Annotated in this window: 16 protein-coding genes; 9 read left to right on the top strand and 7 right to left on the bottom strand. The window is 63.6% G+C overall.

Going from position 1 to position 18,396, the window contains the following annotated elements; genetic code table 11:
• Nucleotides 1-46: 46 nt before the first annotated feature.
• Complete coding sequence (locus DNJ95_RS07760) at nucleotides 47-1,027, top strand: patatin-like phospholipase family protein (RefSeq protein ID WP_131184151.1); 981 nt, start codon at nucleotides 47-49, stop codon at nucleotides 1,025-1,027.
• A gap of 74 nt (nucleotides 1,028-1,101) precedes the next feature.
• On the opposite strand, the gene DNJ95_RS07765 is transcribed toward DNJ95_RS07760, so the two are convergent.
• Nucleotides 1,102-2,505: an MltF family protein gene (locus DNJ95_RS07765; protein ID WP_131184152.1), complete on the bottom strand. Its 1,404-nt coding sequence runs from the start codon at nucleotides 2,503-2,505 to the stop codon at nucleotides 1,102-1,104.
• A gap of 110 nt (nucleotides 2,506-2,615) precedes the next feature.
• Here DNJ95_RS07765 and DNJ95_RS07770 point away from each other — a divergent pair, with 110 nt between their 5' ends.
• Nucleotides 2,616-3,449: a TatD family hydrolase gene (locus DNJ95_RS07770; protein WP_131184153.1), complete on the top strand. Its 834-nt coding sequence runs from the start codon at nucleotides 2,616-2,618 to the stop codon at nucleotides 3,447-3,449.
• An 80-nt stretch (nucleotides 3,450-3,529) separates the two neighbouring features.
• A complete protein-coding gene (locus DNJ95_RS07775) occupies nucleotides 3,530-4,999 on the top strand; it encodes a methyl-accepting chemotaxis protein (protein ID WP_131184154.1) in 1,470 nt (489 codons plus the stop codon).
• Nucleotides 5,000-5,053: 54 nt separating this feature from the next.
• On the opposite strand, the gene dnaQ is transcribed toward DNJ95_RS07775, so the two are convergent.
• Genes dnaQ through DNJ95_RS07790 form a run of 3 tightly spaced genes read right to left on the bottom strand, consistent with a single transcriptional unit; the run spans nucleotide 5,054 to nucleotide 7,051 of the window.
• Entirely contained in the window at nucleotides 5,054-5,791 is a 738-nt protein-coding gene (gene dnaQ / locus DNJ95_RS07780) for a DNA polymerase III subunit epsilon (protein ID WP_131184155.1), read from the bottom strand.
• 18 nt (nucleotides 5,792-5,809) lie between these two features.
• Entirely contained in the window at nucleotides 5,810-6,268 is a 459-nt protein-coding gene (gene rnhA / locus DNJ95_RS07785) for a ribonuclease HI (RefSeq protein WP_131184156.1), read from the bottom strand.
• A gap of 27 nt (nucleotides 6,269-6,295) precedes the next feature.
• Complete coding sequence (locus DNJ95_RS07790; protein WP_131184157.1) at nucleotides 6,296-7,051, bottom strand: class I SAM-dependent methyltransferase; 756 nt, start codon at nucleotides 7,049-7,051, stop codon at nucleotides 6,296-6,298.
• A 235-nt stretch (nucleotides 7,052-7,286) separates the two neighbouring features.
• Here DNJ95_RS07790 and gloB point away from each other — a divergent pair, with 235 nt between their 5' ends.
• The 4 genes from gloB to phrB all read left to right on the top strand — a co-directional run bounded on the left by gloB (nucleotide 7,287) and on the right by phrB (nucleotide 12,374).
• Nucleotides 7,287-8,069 carry a hydroxyacylglutathione hydrolase gene (gene gloB / locus DNJ95_RS07795; protein ID WP_131184158.1) on the top strand — a complete coding sequence of 261 codons (783 nt, stop codon included), beginning with the start codon at nucleotides 7,287-7,289 and terminating at the stop codon, nucleotides 8,067-8,069.
• A gap of 149 nt (nucleotides 8,070-8,218) precedes the next feature.
• Nucleotides 8,219-10,144, top strand: coding sequence for a transglycosylase SLT domain-containing protein (locus DNJ95_RS07800; protein WP_131184159.1), 1,926 nt, complete (start codon nucleotides 8,219-8,221; stop codon nucleotides 10,142-10,144).
• A gap of 101 nt (nucleotides 10,145-10,245) precedes the next feature.
• Nucleotides 10,246-10,971 carry a YbgA family protein gene (locus DNJ95_RS07805; protein WP_165491613.1) on the top strand — a complete coding sequence of 242 codons (726 nt, stop codon included), beginning with the start codon at nucleotides 10,246-10,248 and terminating at the stop codon, nucleotides 10,969-10,971.
• Complete coding sequence (phrB, locus tag DNJ95_RS07810) at nucleotides 10,962-12,374, top strand: deoxyribodipyrimidine photo-lyase (protein ID WP_131184161.1); 1,413 nt, start codon at nucleotides 10,962-10,964, stop codon at nucleotides 12,372-12,374. The genes DNJ95_RS07805 and phrB overlap by 10 nt, the downstream gene beginning before the upstream one ends.
• Before the next feature lie 73 nt (nucleotides 12,375-12,447).
• On the opposite strand, the gene DNJ95_RS07815 is transcribed toward phrB, so the two are convergent.
• The gene (locus tag DNJ95_RS07815) at nucleotides 12,448-13,764 is read right to left on the bottom strand and encodes a Na+/H+ antiporter family protein (protein WP_131184162.1); all 1,317 of its coding nucleotides are present in this window, start codon (nucleotides 13,762-13,764) and stop codon (nucleotides 12,448-12,450) included.
• A gap of 333 nt (nucleotides 13,765-14,097) precedes the next feature.
• On the opposite strand from DNJ95_RS07815, the gene DNJ95_RS07820 reads away from it, so the two are divergent.
• Both DNJ95_RS07820 and DNJ95_RS07825 read left to right on the top strand, forming a co-directional pair.
• On the top strand, nucleotides 14,098-15,732 hold the full coding sequence (locus tag DNJ95_RS07820) for a methyl-accepting chemotaxis protein (protein ID WP_131184163.1): 1,635 nt from the start codon (nucleotides 14,098-14,100) through the stop codon (nucleotides 15,730-15,732).
• Nucleotides 15,733-15,923: 191 nt separating this feature from the next.
• A complete protein-coding gene (locus tag DNJ95_RS07825) occupies nucleotides 15,924-16,193 on the top strand; it encodes a hypothetical protein (RefSeq protein WP_131184164.1) in 270 nt (89 codons plus the stop codon).
• A gap of 109 nt (nucleotides 16,194-16,302) precedes the next feature.
• Here the strand turns inward: DNJ95_RS07825 and DNJ95_RS07830 are convergent, their stop codons facing one another.
• Both DNJ95_RS07830 and DNJ95_RS07835 read right to left on the bottom strand, forming a co-directional pair.
• Nucleotides 16,303-17,262, bottom strand: coding sequence for a GGDEF domain-containing protein (locus DNJ95_RS07830; RefSeq protein WP_131184165.1), 960 nt, complete (start codon nucleotides 17,260-17,262; stop codon nucleotides 16,303-16,305).
• Complete coding sequence (locus DNJ95_RS07835; protein WP_131184166.1) at nucleotides 17,263-18,249, bottom strand: response regulator; 987 nt, start codon at nucleotides 18,247-18,249, stop codon at nucleotides 17,263-17,265.
• Between the last annotated feature and the right edge of the window lie 147 nt (nucleotides 18,250-18,396).

Raw genomic sequence — 18,396 nt, forward strand, 5'->3', positions numbered from 1 at the left:
TCCGCACAGGCCCGAAGCTAGCACCCCTGTCGAAGGGGAAGCGAACATGGGCAAGCGAGCGGCTCTGGTGCTGGGTTCCGGTGGTGCGCGCGGTTACGCGCATATCGGCGTCATCGAGGAAATCGAAGCACGTGGCTACGAGATCGGCTGCATCGCCGGTTGCTCGATGGGAGCCGTGGTCGGTGGCATCCACGCCGCCGGCAAACTGGACCAGTACCGGGAGTGGGTCGAGAGCCTGGACTACCTGGATGTGCTGCGGCTGCTCGACCCGAGCTTCAGCCTGGGCGCGGTACGCGGCGAAAAAGTCTTCGCCCGCGTACGCGAGATCATTGGCGATATCGATATCGAGGACCTGCCGATCCCCTATACGGCAGTCGCCACCGACCTGACCAACCAGCAGGAAATCTGGTTCCAGGAGGGTAGCCTGGAACTGGCCATGCGCGCCTCGGCCGCCATTCCCAGCCTGTTCACCCCGGTGATACAGGGCAAGCGCATGCTGGTCGACGGCGGGCTGCTCAATCCGCTGCCGATCGTACCGGTGGTCTCCAGCCACTGTGACCTGATCATCGCCGTCAACCTGAACGGCAACAATCACAAGCAGTACCCGCTGCCGGAAATCAGCCGACCCGGCCGTTTCGATACGGTCATCAACTCGATCAGTTCGCGCCTGCCGTTCCTGCGCCGCAGCGCCCGTGATCTGGAAGAACATATCGCCAGGCTACAGGACGACGAGCAGCCGCCAAGCGTACCGACCGGCCAGGGCGCCCCCAAGTCCGCCGAAGGCGCAGTGGTGATCGATGTCGGTGGGCCGGCCTCGCTGCTGGAACTGATCAACCAGAGTTTCGAAGTCATGCAGTCGTCCCTGACCCAGTACAAGATCGCCGGTTATCCACCCAATGTGCTGATCAACGTACCGCGCCGCGCCTGCCGCTTCTACGAGTTCTACAAGGCCCCGGAACTGATCGCCCTGGGGCGCATCATCGCCCGTGATGCATTCGATAAATACGAGGCCGAGCAGGAGCGCTAGGCGCAGCGGCAAGTCAGAAGCTTCAAGCCGTTGCAGGTCACGCTATCGCTTTTCCTTCCGGCTTCAAGCTGCTGCTACCGCTCCAGCCGATAGCGCTCGCGGGCATAGGCCAGGTAGTACTTGTTGACGCTGTTGACGTAGCTGACCACCCCCATGCCCGCGCTATCCATCGCCACCCGCTCGACCTGGAAGAACCACTGGTCGGCATTCAGGCCGCGCCGCCGCGCCTCGGCACGCATGCTTTGCACACGTTGCGGCCCCAGGTTGTAGGCCGCCAGCACGAAGGCCATGCGCTCGCGTTCGTTCAGTCGCGGGCTGGAAAAGAACTGCCGGCGGATACTGGCCAGGTACCTGGCACTGGCCTGCACATTGTTATCCAGCCGGTGCACATCGCCGACCCCCATGCTGCGCGCCGTCGCTGGCGTCACCTGCATCAGCCCGATGGCGCCCGAAGCGCCACGGGCAGAAGGGTCGAGGGTGGATTCCTTGAAAGCCAGGGCTGCCAGGTTCAGCCAGTCCAGCGCCTGCTCACGGGCATGCCGCTGCAGCACCGGGCGCACGGCATCCAGGCGTTGCCGGCCGATCCGGTCCAGCGGGTACTGGACCCGGTAAAGTCGCCTGTAGACCCGCTCGAACAGCGCATCCTGGTTGTCTGGCGCCCGGTAATTCTTGATGAAACGGTCCGCGCTGGCGCGCAACATGCTGGCCTCCTGCGGCAGGAACCAGTGCATGCCGGCCTTTTCTCCCAGGGTCAGTTGCCGGTCGATGCGCAGCTTCGGCATCACCCGGGCCCAGCGCTGGGCGATGCTCAGCTCGACCGCCGTCAGTGGATAGATACCGGCCTGTACCATCTCCAGCACATCCTCCACCGCCAGGCTCGGGTCAACCCACTCGATCACCAGCGGTGCCCGACCGCTGGCCAGCAGGCGCTCATTCAGGCGTGCCAGCGCAGGTCCGGCCGCACTACCGGCCGGCAACGCGAGACTGCGCCCCGACAATTGCTCGAGGCTCGAATAGAGCGCCCCGCCCTTGCGCCCGACCAGGACCATCGGTACATCAGCGACCAGCGCCCGGCTTCGGCTCAGTGCCGCGCCGGCCGGCATGCCCAGGCGCTCTCCGGGCGCGACCATATCCCCTTCGCCGCGCAACAGGGCCGCCAGCAACTGGTCCTTGGCCCTGGGAATGATCTTCAGGGTGATCGTATGGCCGGCAGCGGCATCACGGTTGAGAAACTGCTCGAAAGCCTTCAGGCGTGCGTACTCGATGCCCACGGCCTCGCCCCTGATCTCGCCCGAGCTGTTGCGGCTCTGGTTGACCAGCACGCGCAGCACACCGCTGCGGCGGATCTGCGCCAGGTCTCGGACCTGACTGGCGCCGGCGTCGGCGGGGTGCCAGGCCTGCGGCCCCTGCAGGCGAGCCTGTGCCGGCAACATGACCTGTGCCAGTAAAAACAGCAGAATGACCGAAGGCAATCGCATGAATGGTGCGTTCCCACTTTTGCTGACCAGGTGCCTGGTGCGAAGATTCGCACAGCCTCCCAGCGACCACCACAGGCAATACCGCCAGAACCACCTGATAAAGATCAGCCATGAGCGCACTCAGCACCCAGGAAAACCACCCAGCGGAACCGCTGGTGGACATCGGCGTCAATCTCACCCACCCCAGCTTCGCCAGCAACCGCCAGGAGGTACTGCAGCGCGCCCATGACGCCGGCGTAAGGCAGATGCTGCTGACCGGCACCAGCATCGCTGAGAGCGAAAAGGCCCTGGCGCTATGCCATGAACTGGACCCCAGCGGCAGCTCACTCTACTGCACCGCCGGCGTTCACCCGCATGACGCCAAGGACTGGCGGGCGGACAGCGCCAGGCAATTGCAGCAGTTGCTGCAGGAAAGCCGGGTGCGCGCCGTCGGCGAGTGCGGGCTGGACTTCAACCGCGACTTCTCGCCCCGGGAACGTCAACAGGCCGCGCTGGAGGCCCAGTTGCAACTGGCCGCGGAAACCGGCCTGCCGGTCTTCCTGCATGAGCGTGACGCCAGCCAGCGGATGCTGGAAATCCTCAAATCCGTCCGCGATCACCTCTGCAACGCGGTGATCCACTGTTTCACGGGTGAAAGGCAAGCGCTCTACGCCTACCTGGACCTGGGGCTGCACATCGGTATCACCGGCTGGATCTGCGACGAAAGGCGGGGCACCCACCTGCAGCAGTTGGTACGCGACATTCCCGCGGGCCGCCTGATGCTGGAGAGCGATGCCCCTTACCTGCTGCCCCGCAGCCTGCAGCCGCGCCCCAGAAACAACCTGAACGAGCCCGCCTACCTGGTGCAGGTGCTATACGATGTCGCACGCTGCCGAGGCGAAAGCCCCTCGGCGCTGGCGGCCCACACCACGGCCTGTGCCCGTCGTTTTTTCAGTTTGCACTGATACCCACACCCGCTAAAGCAACTTGCGAAGCTGCCGCTATTGCATAGATGATCGACCCCTCAATCGAAGAAGACCCATTAATGATTGTCTGGATGCGCGACCTTTCTCTGAAATACAAATTCTGGGCTCTGAATATGGTGACCTTCGTCACCACCCTGCTGCTGGTGTTGTACGCGATACAACTCGAACAGCGGACCCGCGGTGTCGATGCGCATGAGGACGCCCGCCAGTACGCCGCCCTGGTCGAAAGCTGGCCCGCCAGCGCGCCGTTGCCCGCTAACGGCAGACTGCGATTATTCACCGCCGGCCAGCCGCTGGAAATCGATGGCCAGAAGATCGCGCCCTCCGGCTGGACAGCACTCGAACATGATGCGTTTTTCGGCGATGACCCGCTGATCGGCGTCCAGGTCCTGGCCCGTGGCGATGGCCAGCATGTCGCCGTACAGGCCCGCACGCCCAGCTTCGCCCAGGTATGGACCCAGCACTTCTTCAGCTATGCGGCGGCGGTCCTGGTGCTCATGCTGGCGCTGCTGGCGTCCTCGCAGATCCTTATCCGCTTCCTGCTCAGCCACCTGAACACCCTCAAGGATGTGATGCTGCACGTCGAAACCAGCGGCGACCTCTCCGTCCGCGTGCCTCTGGACAGCCGTGACGAAGTCGGCCAGATGGCCACCGCCTTCAATGCCATGCAATCCGGCTACCAGCGTATCGTCGGCACCGTCGCCAACTCGGCGGCGCGCCTCGACGAGGATGCACGGAGCCTGGCCGCCAACATGGACGAAGTTCGCCGGGACATGCTCGACCAGCAGAACGAAACCGACCAGGCCGCGACCGCCATCAACCAAATGACCACCACCGTGCATCACATCGCCGAGCACGCGCGCGACACACGGGACCAGTCGCAGAACGCCGACCGCCTCGCCAGCGAGGGCCATCGCGTCGTCGAGCGCGTGGAAAACTCCATCAACAGCCTTTCCCGGGGTGTCCAGCAGACCGCCGAAACCATCGAGCAACTGGCCGCCGACAGCCAGAAGATCAATGGCGTGGTGAGCGTCATTCACAGCATCGCCGAACAGACCAACCTGCTGGCGTTGAATGCCGCCATCGAGGCGGCCCGGGCCGGCGAGATGGGCCGTGGATTCGCCGTGGTGGCCGACGAGGTGCGCAACCTGGCCAAGCGCGTACAGGTTTCCACCGACGAGATCACCCGCATGATCGCCGACCTGCAGGGCATGACCCGCGATGCAGTGGAGTTCATGCAGGAAAGTTCGCTCAAGGCCGATGACTGCGTACAGCAGGCGCAGGAAGCGGGCCTGGCACTGGAGGCGATTACTGGCGCGGTCGCGCAGATGCGCGAAAGCAATACCCAGATTGCCGCCGCCGCCGAAGAACAGAGCCAGGTCGCCGAGGAACTCAATCGCTCGGTGACCGGAATCCGCGATGTCACCGAACGCACCGTGCAGCAGACTGTCGACTCGGCCACCACCAGTTCGCAACTGGCGGAACTGTCCGGCCAGTTGAGCAAGGCGATCGGCCAGTTACGGCTATAGGAGCAGCTGCAAGCTTGATCAGACAGGCAAGCTCCGGGCAAGCCCTGTCAAGCTTTATTTGTCCCCGGCTTCCAGTTGCAGCCAGAGCGGGGGTGCGCCCGCCGCCTTCTCGATGATCGCCAGGCGTGCCGCATGGGCGGCCAGTTCCTGTGCGCTGGCGCGCAGCACCACCCCCTTGCCGCGTTCGGCGGGCAGGCGGCGAATCGGCGAAGGCTGGACGCGCCCGCCGCCATCGACCTCCGCACCATCGCCCGCCAGGGACAGGTTGGTCTGGCCGCCGGTCATGGTCAGGTAGACGTCGGCCAGGATCTCCGCATCGAGCAAGGCGCCGTGCAGGTCGCGGCCCGAGTTGTCCACACCGTAACGCTTGCACAGCGCATCGAGGTTGTTGCGCTGGCCCGGGTGGCGCTCGCGTGCCATCAGCAGGGTATCCAGCACAGAACAGTGCTCGGTGATATCGGCGCGGTCCTGCTGCCCGAGCAGGGCGAACTCGTTGTTGATGAAGCCGATATCGAACGCCGCGTTGTGGATGATCAGTTGTGCGCCCTTGATGAACTCGAAGAATTCATCGGCCACCTCACGGAAACGCGGCTTGTCCAGCAGGTCCTCGTTGGTGATCCCGTGCACCGCGATGGCGCCCTCGTCCACCTCGCGGTCCGGCTGCAGATAGACATGATAATGGCGCCCGGTCAGGCGGCGGCCGATCACCTCGACACAACCGATCTCGATGATCCGGTGGCCATCGCTCACCGGCATGCCGGTGGTTTCGGTATCCAGCACTACACTGCGCATGCTTGCATTCTCTCCTGACTAGCCCCGGCCCCGGGACTGGCGAATCTCATCGACCCCACGGTTGGCCAGCATGTCCGCACGTTCGTTGCCAGGGTGCCCGGTATGGCCGCGCACCCAGCTCCAGGACACCTGGTGACGACCGACCTGCTCATCCAGTTGCTGCCACAGGTCGGCGTTCTTGACCGGCTGACGGGTCGAAGTCTTCCAGCCGCGTTTCTTCCAGTTCGGCATCCAGTCGTTGATGCCCTGCATCACGTACTGCGAATCCGTCACCAGCCGCACCTGGCACGAGCGCTTGAGCTCGGCCAGGGAGTGGATCGCCGCCATCAGTTCCATGCGGTTGTTGGTGGTTTCGGCCTCGCCGCCCCAGAGCTCCTTCTCCACCCCCTTGTAGACCATCAAGGCGCCCCAGCCACCCGGACCGGGATTGCCCTTGCAGGCGCCATCGGTATAGATCACCACCGACTCATCATTCATATGGACAGCACTACTCCTGGATTCGGCTCATTCGGCACTGCGCCGGCTGACCTTGGCCACAGGCATCGGCAGCAACTGCCCCCTGGGCTCGCGGCGATCCTGGCGCAATGGGCGCATGCCCGCGGTCAGCTTGCGTGCCAGCAGCAGGTAGAAACCACCGAAAGGCACCTGATAGCGTTGCCCCAGATTTTCCAGCGGAGTCAGGCGCGCCTGCCAGCGGGCCGAAGAAAGCGGCGGACAATAGCACCCGAACAGCCGTTTCTCCAAGCCAAACCCCAACAGGCTCAGCCAGTCCGCGACACGTGTCGGGCGGATGCAGCGCGCCTGGCGGAAACCGCCAGCGGCAACCAGCCGGCGAGCCCCCCAGGCGCTCCAGGGGTTCATCCCCAGCACCAGCAGGTGCCCGCCCGGGCGCACGCTGAAGGCCGCTTCGCGCAACAGCGCATGGGGCGACAGGCTGAAATCCAGGCCATGCTGCACCACCACCACATCGGCGGCATACTCGCCCAGCGGCCAGGACTGCTCGTCACAGATGATGTCGGCCCCCTTCAGCGGCGCGCCCAGGCGTACGCAATGCCGGATCGAGCTCGACTCCAGGGCATTTTCGGCAAAGGGCGCATAGTGCACCAGGTAACTGCCGAAACAGCGCTCCAGCTCGACCTGCAACAAACGCCGCTCCTGCCCCAGCAACTGCTGCCCGTGGGGCGTCTCGAACCAGGTGCCTGCGGCATCGACCAGAGACAGCCATTGCGGCTCGGCTTTCAGTCGTGGTGCATCGGTCATGCTCGTATCCTCGGAAATAGAAGCAGCGGCAAGCCCCAAGTTGCAAGCAGGGCGATCATGCCATGCCGTGTCATCCGATTCGATAAAAGCGCTGGGGGCTGGATGAGGACACTGCCTGGCTGCTGTTTTCTTTCCAGCGCTCTTTTCGCCCGTTGGCCGCGCATGGCGCGTTGAGGTTCGCCACTGCCTTTGCCTGTTAGGATGCACCTTTGTCCATTACTTGGCGACCTGGCATATGTTGCAGATAGAAGCCCTGCCCGCATTCAGCGACAACTACATCTGGCTCCTCGCCGACACCGGTAGCCGCCGCTGCGCGGTGGTCGACCCGGGCGATGCCGCACCGGTCATGGCCTGGCTGGAACTCAATCGCGGCTGGCGCCTGAGCGACATCCTGATCACCCACCATCACCACGACCATGTCGGCGGTGTCCCGGCACTGAAAGCCCATTGCGGCGCCAGGGTGCACGGCCCCGCACACGAGGACATCCCGCAACGCGACCATGCCCTGGATGACGGTGCCAGGCTGCAAGTGCTCGGCCTGCCCCTGCGGGTACTCGCCGTGCCGGGGCATACCCTCGGGCATATCGCCTACTTCCTCGACGACCCCGAGCAGCCGCGCCTGTTCAGCGGCGACACGCTGTTCGCCGCCGGCTGCGGGCGCCTTTTCGAGGGCACGCCGGAGCAGATGTTCCATTCGCTGTCGCGCCTGGCCACACTGCCGGAGCGAACGCTGGTCTATTGCGCCCATGAATACACCCTGGGCAACCTGCGCTTCGCCCATGCGGTGGAACCGGGCAACGATGACACCAGCCACCGCCTGGAACAGGTCATTCGTTTGCGCGAGCAAGGGCGGATCACCCTGCCCTCCAGCATCGCGCTGGAGAAAGCCACCAACCCCTTCCTGCGCACCGGGGAAGCGGAGATAAGGCAGGCTTGCCTGCAACGCAACCCCTTGCTGGGCAACCCCTGCCCCGAACAGGTATTCGCCGTGCTGCGCGCCTGGAAGGATGGTTTCTAAAGCGCCTTGCCCAAGGATAGTTGTAACTTGTGGCTTCTCCCGTTCAACTGGCGTCGTCGGCAGGATAAGCTAGCGCCCCATGGAGGAGCGTCGCGACCCGACCCGCCTCATACCAGCGATATTCCAGACCCTCTGCCTTCGGTAGTCCTATGCGCGGCCGCTTTTCCAGTTTCAGCTTCTGCCTGCTCCTTTCCTTCCTGCTCGCTGGAGCCTGCCAGGCCGCCAGCCTGGCTCAACAACGCCAGTACTACGATGAAGCCAAGCAGGCCCTGGCCAAAGGCGACAGTGCGCCCTACAAGCGCCATGCCGGCGCCCTGCGTGGCTACCCGCTGGAACCGTACCTTGCCTATGACGAGCTGACCGCACGCCTGAAGACCGCCAGCAACGAAGAAGTCTCGACCTTTCTTGAACGGCATGGCGACCTGCCACAGATCAACTGGATGAAACTGCGCTGGTTGCGCCTGCTGGCGGCGCGCGGCGAGTGGCCACTGTTCGTCAGGTATTACGACCAGGGCATGAACTTCACCGAACTGGACTGCCTGTTCGGCCAGTATCAACTGAGCCATGGCCAGGAGCAGGCCGGCAACCAGACCGCAGAGCGTCTGTGGCTGGTGGGCAAGTCGCAGCCGAACAGCTGCGACCCGCTGTTCGAGCGTTGGGAGGCCGCCGGCCTGCTGACCGAGGACAAGCGTTGGCGCCGGGCCAGGCTGGCGGTCGAAAGCGGCAATTACAGTTTCGCCACCTTCCTCGGCAAGAAAATGCCGAGGCTAGAGGACCAGGTGAAGCTGCTGGTCGATGTCGCACAGAAGCCGCAGTTGCTCAACCAGCCGGCGCGCTTCACGCCCGCCACACCGCAGATGGCCGAGATCGTTTCGCTCGGCCTGCGCCGCCTGGCACGCCAGGACCCGGAAAAGGCCCTCGGCCTGCTGCAGGACTATGCGCGCCGCTTCGCCTTCACGGATGAGGAAAAAGTCGCCATCGCCCGTCAGGTCGGCCTCACGCTGGCCCGCCGGTTCGATAACCGGGCCCTCCAGGTCATGGCTGACTACGACCCGAACCTGCGCGACAATACCGTCAGCGAATGGCGTGCCCGGCTATTGCTGCGCCAAGGCGAATGGCAACAGGCCCACGCACTGATCAATCGTTTCCCGACGGAACTGGCCGACAGCAACCGCTGGCGCTACTGGAAAGCCCGCAGCCTGCAGTTGGCCCGGGCCAGCGAGGAGCAGGTGCGCAAACTCTACCAACCGGTCGCCGGGGAACGTGACTTCTACGGGTTCCTCGCGGCGGACCGTATCCAGGCGCCCTACAAGTTCAACCACCAGCCGCTGAAAATCGACGCCGCGACACGCCAGAAAGTCCGCGCCACGGCCGGTATCCAGCGCGCCCTGGAGTTCCACGCGCGCGGCCAGATCGTCGATGGTCGCCGTGAGTGGTATCACGCCAGCCGCCAGTTCGATCGTGACGAACTGGTCGCCCAGGCCCGCCTGGCCTACGACATGCAGTGGTATTTCCCGGCGATCCGCACCATCACCCAGGCGCAGTACTGGGACGACCTGGACATACGCTTTCCCATGGCCTATCGCAGCCAGTTGCTGCAGGCCGCGAAAGTGCGTGACATCCATCCCAGTTGGGTGTTCGCCGTGACCCGCCAGGAAAGCGCATTCATGGTCGATGCCCGTTCCCATGTCGGTGCCACCGGCCTTATGCAACTGATGCCGGCGACCGCCAAGGAAACCGCCAAACGCTTCGACATTCCGCTCGCCTCGCAGCAGCAGGTGCTCAACCCGGCGACCAACATCCAACTGGGCGCCGCCTACCTGAGCCAGATCTACAATCAGTTCAATGGCAACCGGGTCCTCGCGACGGCCGCCTACAACGCCGGCCCTGGCCGGGTGCGGCAATGGCTGAAGGATGCCGAACACCTGTCGTTCGATGTCTGGGTGGAGAACATCCCCTTCGACGAAACCCGCCAGTATGTGCAGAACGTACTGACCTACTCGGTCATCTATGGCCAGAAACTCAATACACCGCAACCACTGATCGAGTGGCACGAGCGCTACTACGAACGCTGATCCCGTAACAGCGGGCTGGCTTTGCGCCCATGAAAGCTTCGCGGGCCAGCCCGCCCCATGGTCAGGGGAATGACTCTATCAATCCATCGGATGCAGCCATTTTGACAAAAGCCGTTCTGGGCCTCGACGGCGAACTCCTGTGCAGCGGCTGGCCACCACAGGCGGCGCTGGAGCGCCACTTTCATCTGCTGGCCTTGCCGCCAGGGGACGCCAACGGCGTCGCGGGCCTCTGCGGACATATACACGGCCCTGCGGCAACAGTGGATACGCGAGCGGGCAGCCTATATCCACAGGCCGTCATCGGCCACCTGGCCCTGGCGCCCTGCCGCGACAGCTTCTTCACCCGCGCCTTCGCCCTCGCCGATTGGCAGGCAATGCTTGCCGACGGCCTTGGCGAGCGCACCCTGACAGACTTCCATGCGCGCTACAAATACCTGCTGCTCGCCTATGACCCGCAGGGCTACAAGTCGCTCGGCCAGTTGCTCGGGCGGCCTGCCGAGCGGCCTCTCGAACAGCGCCGCAAACGCTATATCCAGGGGCTCATGGCAAGCCTGGGCAAGCCCCCCGAGCATGGCCGCCAACTGAATGCGCTGCTGCACGTCGCCGGCTACCTGAAGCATCGCCTGAGCGTGGAAGAACAACGGAGCTGGCAAGCCCTGCTGGAGGACTACCGTTTGCGCAAACGACCATTGGCGGCCCCGCTGGAGCTGCTGCGAGCGTACTTCCAGCGCTATCCCGATAGCTATATTCAGCGCCAGGCCTACCTGTGCCCCTATCCACCAGTGCTCGCCGAAACGACGGGCTGGGACCACTTTCCATGCAATTGATCTGGCTGCGTAGCGACCTGCGCGTACACGACAACAGCGCACTGCATGCCGCCATGCGCGACGGCCCGACCGTCGCCCTGTACCTGCTCACCCCCGGCCAGTGGCGGCAGCACGACGATGCCCCATGCAAGGTGGATTTCTGGCTGCGCAACCTGGCGCGGCTACGCGATGAGCTGCAGCGCTTGAACGTGCCCCTGCTGGTGCGCCAGTGCGACGACTGGTCCGCCGTGCCGGAGCTGCTTGGCCGCCTGTGCCATGAGCAGCGTATCGACACCGTGCACATCAACGATGAGTACGGCATCAACGAGCAGCGCCGCGACCAGGCCACGGCGACACGGCTTGCCGCCGATGGCGTGGCGCTGCAACGCCACCTCGACCAGTTGCTGTTCCAGCCCGGCAGCCTGTTGACCCGCACCGGGGACTATTACAAGGTCTACAGCCAGTTCCGCGCCCTGTGCCTGCAGCACCTGCGCGCGGCGCCCCCGGTGCCCAGGGGGCGCCCGGCGGCCCAGGCGCCGCTGTCCATCGCCAGCGATACGATTGCCGATCCGCTGCCAGGCTGTCAGCCGCCGGCAGACAGCCTGCGCAGCCACTGGCCCGCTGGTGAGCCGGCCGCCCTGGAGGCACTGACGCGCTTCGCCGACGAGGCCATGGAGGATTACGCCGAACGCCGCGACATTCCCGCCGAGCCGGGCACCAGCCGGCTCTCCCCCTACCTGGCGGCTGGCGTGCTGTCGCCCCGCCAATGCCTGCATGCCGCACTGACCTGCAACCAGGGCGAGTTCGATACAGGCAACAGCGGTGCCACCACCTGGATCAACGAGCTGCTCTGGCGCGAATTCTACAAGCACATCCTGGTCGGCTATCCGAGAGTCTCGCGCCATCGCGCCTTCCGCCCACAGACGGAAGCCCTGCCCTGGCGCGATGCGCCGCAGGAACTGCTGGCCTGGCAACAGGGCCGCACCGGACTGCCGATCATCGACGCCGCCATGCGCCAATTGCAGGCCACCGGCTGGATGCACAATCGCCTGCGCATGCTGGTGGCGATGTTCCTCAGCAAGAACCTGCTGATCGACTGGCGCGAAGGCGAGCGCTTCTTCATGCGTCATCTGATCGACGGCGACCTGGCCGCCAATAACGGCGGCTGGCAATGGTCCGCCTCCACCGGTACGGATGCGGTGCCCTATTTCCGCCTGTTCAATCCAATCACCCAATCGCAGCGCTTCGACCCCAAGGGGCGCTTCATCCGCCACTGGCTGCCGGAGCTGGCCGGCCTCGACGACAAGGCGATCCATGCGCCGCCGGCCAGCGACCTGTTCAACCCCATCGACTATCCAACGCCGATCGTCGACCTGGCCGCCAGCCGCGAACGGGCCCTGGCCGCCTTCCGCGATCTGGCGTGACGGGAGCAGCTTGAAGCTTGAACCTGTACGAAATCCTCACTTCCAGCTTATGGATTCCAGCCACCAGTCGCTCCTACAGCACCATCGCGGCCACCCAGCCGAATACCAGCAGTGGCAGGTTGTAGTGCAGGAAGGTCGGCACCACCGTGTCCCAGATATGGCTGTGCTGGCCATCGACATTCAGCCCCGCAGTCGGTCCGAGGGTCGAGTCGGAAGCTGGCGAGCCGGCATCGCCGATGGCGCCGGCAGCCCCCACCAGGCTGACGATGGCCAGGGTGCTGAAACCAAGCTCGGCACTCAGCGGCACGAAGATCGCGGCAATGATCGGCACCGTGGAAAAGGACGAGCCGATACCCATGGTCACCAGCAGCCCCACCAGCAGCATCAGCAACGCGCCGATGGCCTGACTGTTGCCGATCCAGTCGACCGAGGCGTCGACCAGCGTCTTGACCTGCCCGGTCTCGCGGATGACCTCGGCGAAGCCGGATGAAGCGATCATGATGAAACCGATCATCGCCATCATCTTCATGCCTTCGGTGAACAGGTCATCCGCCTCGCGCCAGCGCACCACGCCGGAAGCGGAAAACAGCACGAAGCCCACCAGCGCGCCGATGATCATCGAATCCAGCCAGAGCTGGATGATAAAGGCCGAGGCGATGGCCACCAGCGCGACCAGCAGCGTCAAGGGGGTATAGCTGACTTTCTGCGTAGAGCCGCTTTCCAGCCGGTCGAGTTCGTAGACCCGGGGCTTGCGGTAACTGACGAAGGCGATCAGCAGGCCCGCCGCCATGCCCAGCGCGGGAATCAGCATGGCCTCGGTGACATTGATGCCCGTCACATCGACCCCGCTGCGGGTGATGTTCGCCATCAGGATCTCATTGAGGAAGATATTGCCGAAGCCCACCGGCAGGAACATATAGGGCGTGATCAGCCCGAAGGTCAGCACACAGGCGATCAGGCGCCGGTCGATCTGCAACGTGCTCAGCACGAACAGCAGCGGCGGTACCAGCAGCGGGATAAAGGCAATATGGATAGGCAGGATGTTCTGCGAGGCAATCGCCACCGCCAGCAGCAGCCCGATCATTATCCACTTCAGCGCTCCGCCGCCATGCGCTTCCTGCCGGCCAACCATGGCCAGCGCCTTGTCGGCCAGCACATGGGCCAGCCCGGACTTGGCGATGGCGACCGCAAAGGCCCCCAGCAGCGCATAGGACAGCGCCACGGTGGCACCGCCACCCAGCCCCTTGTTGAAGGCTGCCAGGGTAGCCTCCACACCAAGCCCGCCAAGCAGGCCGCCACTCAGCGCACCCACGATCAGAGCGATCACCACATGCACACGGCACAAGGAAAGCACCAGCATGATGCCGACCGCCGCCACCACTGCGTTCATTCGAACCTACCCGCCAGGAGTTGAAAAAGCCGCGTACTGTGCAGCAAGCCCCGGCGCAAGTCAAAAACGCCAAGAGCCGGCAAAGGCCCGCAGGAGCCGTGGCGGCTTTCGGCCGGCTTGCAGCGCTCGTAGCGAAGGGCACCCGGCATACAGATTGGCGCGGACATGCCGATAACCGTTCCGGTGGTACGGGAAAGGCCCGATATAGAGCCTGCTCCGAAAGGATGGGATGGCAATGGCCCGCCGATCTCCGACAATACCTCCGCCAGCGAATCTATTGATGATTCGGCACGATCATAAAAACGAAAAGATATTCACCCCTGGAGCTAAACAATGGACCTGCTGCGCAGATTCCCGATCAGCAAGCGGCTCTGGCTGATTCCGCTATTCGCTACTTTCATGCTGTTCACCCTTGGCCTGCTGATGATCCTGCAGGTACGCAGCGATCTCTACGAAAGCAAGGACGTGATGACACGCCATGTGGTCGAGACCGCCGCCGGTATTCTCCAGCATTACCAGCAGTTGGAAAGCAACGGTAGCCTGAGCCGCGAGCAGGCCCAGCAAGCCGCACTGGAGCAGGTACGCACCCTGCGCTACGACGACCACGACTATTTCTGGATCAACGACCTGCAACCGAAAATGATCATGCACCCGATGCAGCCGGTACTCGAGGGGCAGGATCTTTCACGCCACAAGGACCCGAACGGCAAGGAACTGTTCAACGAGATGGTCGCAGTGGCCAAACAGCACGGAGCCGGCGCGGTGGCCTACCAATGGGCGCGTCCGGGCGAGAGTGCGCCGGTTTCCAAGACCTCCTACGTACAGTTGTTCCAGCCATGGGGCTGGATCATCGGCTCGGGTATCTATATCGACGACGTGGAACAGGAATTCAACAACTACCTGTTGCGCTTCTCGCTGATCGGCCTGTTGATCGCCCTGATAATGGCCAGCATGGTGGCGATCCTGATCCGCAGCATCACCCAGCCCCTGCAGCACTCGATAGCCGCCATGGCCAACATCGCCAGTGGCGAAGCGGACCTGACACGCAACCTGGACGTGGCCGGGCGCGACGAACTGGCGACCCTTGGCAGGGACTTCAACCGCTTCACGGAAAAACTGCGCACGCTGATCGGCCAGTTGCAGCAGACCTCCGACACGCTGAAGCACTCCTCGCACAGCCTTGGCGAACTCTCGCAACGCACCCATAGCCAGAGCCAGCAACAGCTGCAACAGATGGAACTGGTGGCCACGGCCGTCAACGAAGTGACCTACGCGGTGCAGGAAGTGGCCAAGAACGCCGAACAGGCCGCCACCGAAGTGGATATCGCCGACAAGCAGGCCCGCCAGGGGCAGTTGAATATCGAGACGACCCTGCAGCAGATCGACCAGCTCTCGGGCACCATCACCCAGGCGGTCGATGTGATCCAGTCGCTGGCGCAGGAAACCAGCAAGATCGGTTCGGTACTCGAGGTGATCGGTTCGATTGCCGAACAGACCAACCTGCTGGCCCTCAACGCCGCCATCGAAGCGGCCCGCGCCGGCGAACAGGGCCGTGGCTTCGCCGTGGTGGCCGACGAAGTACGCCTGCTGGCACAGCGCACACAGCAATCGACGGCGGAGATCCAGGGCATGATCGAACGCCTGCAGCAGAATTCGGGCGCCGCCGTGGATGTGATCATGGCCAGCAACCGGGCTTCGCAACTGACGGTCGAGCAGGCCAGCCAGGCCGGCGAGAGCCTTGGCCAGATTGCCCAGTCGCTACGCAACCTGTCAGGCCTCAACGCCTCGATCGCCAGTGCGACACTGCAACAGTCCCATGTCGCCGAGGATATCAACCAGAATGTCACCCAGGCTGCCGCCCTGGCCCAGGAAAGCACCAGGGCCGCTGAACAATCCAGCGGTGCCGGCAAGCACCTGGACGAACTGGCGGAACGCCTGAACCGGCTGCTGAGCCAGTTCAAGGTGTAGGCAGTCGCAAGCTGCAAGATAGATATTGCTTTCACTTGCAGCTTGAGGCTCAGACTTTGGGCTGATCGATAAAAATTTCGACTTTTCGAATTTCGATGTGACTTCCAGCCTCCCTGCCGGCATCAACAGTACCAAGCCGACACGCGATGAGCCGCGCGGCACATTTCGGATGCCCCAGAGAGATACTTGCAATGACCCACACACTGCGCTTCAACGATGCCCTTCTGATCACTGACCGTGCTTTCCAGCCCTTCCACTGCGTGGCCTGGACCCAGCAAGGCGGCAATGGTGAGGTCAGCATCAGCGTCATGGACAATAGCCAGTCGTGCATCCTCGGTCGTTGCAATATCGCCAGCAGTGTCTACAGCGACCCGGTGAAACTGGGCAGCATCCTGCAGCAGGCCCGTGAGCGTCTGAGCGACAAGGGCCTCAACCTGTCGCCCTGGAGCATGCCGGCATAACGACACCCCATCCGCTTCCGTATCTTTCGAAACCCCCGTGTAGCTCGCGGTGAGGGGTTTTCATCGCGAGCACGGCAGGAGAGCGTCGCCACGGAGGCTGCCGGGCATGTCAGCCGCTATAAAGACTGGTGCGATTACGCCCCTGCGCCTTGGACTCGTAGAGGGCCCTGTCGGCCATCGCGATCAGTTGCTCCGGCCCCTGCGGGGCCTGTAGGGTGCTGGATATCCCCAGGCTGATGGTGAAACGGACGGCCTGCCCTTCATAGCTCACCTCCTGCGCCTGCACCGCCTCACGCAGGCGCTCGGCGAAGATCAGCGCACCGTCCAGGTCGGTCTCCGGCAGCAGCACGGCGAACTCTTCTCCGCCATAACGGCCCGCCACATCCGACTCGCGCACCGTCATGCGCACGACATCGGCCACCCGGCGAATCACCGTATCGCCGGTCTGGTGCCCGAATGTGTCGTTGATCCTCTTGAAATGGTCGATATCGAACATGACCAGCGATGCATGGCCTCCCGAGCGGCCATAGCGGGCACATTCCTGGCGCAGCCGCTCTTCCCAGTGCCCGCGGTTGTAGAGCCCGGTCAGCCGGTCGGTGCTCGACAACCGTTGCAGCTCCCGGTTGGCCGCCTGCAATTGGTGACGGTTGGTCGCCACATCGGTCACGTCGTAGATCAGCAGGCAGACCTGGTCGACGACACCGCTCAGGCCCTTCAGCGGCAGGATCGTGGTGTTCTGGTACATGAAATCTTCCAGCCCGGTGATCGGCTGGTAGTTCTTGAAGTGCAACAGATAAGGCCGCTGCTCCCAAATGGTGAAGGTTGGCGTGCCAAGCGTCGCCACCGTTTCCACCTTGCGCCGGAACCAGGCTTCGTCCACTTCGGGGAACAGTTCGAAGAACGGCTGGCCGAAGGCTTCGGAAGGCAAGCGCCCGGAACGGTTCTCCATGAAGGTGTTCCAGACCTCCACGCGATAGTCGCGGTCGAGCACGACCACACCGATGTCGATGCTCTGCACTATCGCCAGCAGGCCATGCAATTCGCCCAGACGGTTCTTGTCCAACAGCATTCAGTTCACCAGATAGGCGATCTTGCGCGACAGCAGTTCCACCGAGTCTTCGGTGAACAGCAGCAGCAGATCGAAATGAATGTCATGGCCTTCGATACTGTAGCTGAGCTCCACGGCCAGTGTCTTGCGCCAGCGCGATCGGTTGACATTGATCAGTTCGGCGATCGAGGCATGCTGCCCCAGTACTTGGGGGTGCCCCTGGGAGAAGACCAGGTCGATCTGCTCGGCAATACCGCTCAGGCAGGCGCTGATCAACAGGCTCGACAGGTCGAGGAGCATCTCCATGTCCTGGTAGCTATCGCCACTGCCCATCAGCCGCGCCATGTCGCGGATATCGGAATCGTGGAAGATCAGCAGTGCCTCTCCCGCTATGCCACCGCCGATATACCCTTGGCAAACCGCCGTCAGCCGGTCCCGGCAAGCCGCATCCGCCAGGGCCATATGCAACTCGCCCACTTCCAGGATATTGACGTTCGGCACCGGCAACTGGATGAACACCCCCAGCACATGGGCGAGCAGCGCCGCCGCCCGCCCCATGGCGACGTTCACCACTTCCCGGAACGCATCGCGAAAACCGATGGACTCGCCCTGGCCGCGCTCGCCGATCTGTCGCAGTGCGTTCAATAGCCCGAGGTCCGCCAGGGTCCGCAGCAGTTGCAGAGGGTCGGCCGGCTTGCGGATAAAGGCTTTGGCACCCAGCGACAATACCCGCCGTACGGCCTGCTCCTGAATATCGGCGGAAACCACGATGACCTGGCAGTCATGGGCCTCTTCGCGCAAACAGGCCAGAACCTGATAGCCATCCATCTCTGGCATCGTCAGGTCCAGCAGCATCAGGTCCACGCCGCCCTGGCGAATGCGCTCGAGCGCCGCACTACCGCCATCGACCTGTTCGACAGTGACCTGCCAGTCGAGGGGAAGCGCACGCAGCAATTGCTTGCGTGCAAGCGAAGAGTCGTCACAAATCAGTAGAACAGGGGGAGACATGCCTTACTCTCAGAACCCTCGGAGCGAGCGAGAAGCTTATCCCAGCCGGAGGTCGAATGGGCGATGCATGGCAAAATAATGGCATCGTTCCGATGGAACGGCTTCAAGCTGCAAGAAAAGCATCCCGGGTTTCGGCGAATGATGGCG

This window comes from Stutzerimonas kirkiae (genome assembly GCF_004327335.1).
In the GTDB taxonomy this organism is placed as follows: domain Bacteria; phylum Pseudomonadota; class Gammaproteobacteria; order Pseudomonadales; family Pseudomonadaceae; genus Stutzerimonas; species Stutzerimonas kirkiae.